Genomic DNA, 241 nt, shown 5'->3' with positions numbered 1-241 from the left:
CCGCCCCTTCTTTAAATTCGAAAAGAATCGGCGAAGTTGTCGGAATGATTTCAGTTTTTTTATTTTTAAGTACCTTACCGTTATCCATGACAGGAAAATAATATTGCTCCTGCTTAAGGTAAGCCATTCTCTTATGTTCCTTTACTTTAATCACAATGGTGTTTGGCCAGTGAATGTTAACCGCTGTACTTTTTACTTCGGAGAGCTTCTTTAATTTTACGGCAATATCATTCTGTTTTAC

General features: G+C 36.1%; 1 protein-coding gene. It reads right to left on the bottom strand.

What is annotated here, in order from left to right; all coding sequences use genetic code 11:
- Positions 1-241 (bottom strand): FtsQ-type POTRA domain-containing protein (locus RYX56_RS24865; protein WP_317124455.1); only part of this gene is annotated, 241 nt, incomplete at both ends.

It is taken from the genome of Alkalihalophilus lindianensis (genome assembly GCF_032843265.1).
Classification (GTDB): Bacteria; Bacillota; Bacilli; order Bacillales; family Bacillaceae_D; genus Alkalihalophilus; species Alkalihalophilus lindianensis.
The sequence above is the reverse complement of the archived record's forward strand: the minus strand, read 5'-3'. Positions and strand labels throughout refer to the sequence as shown.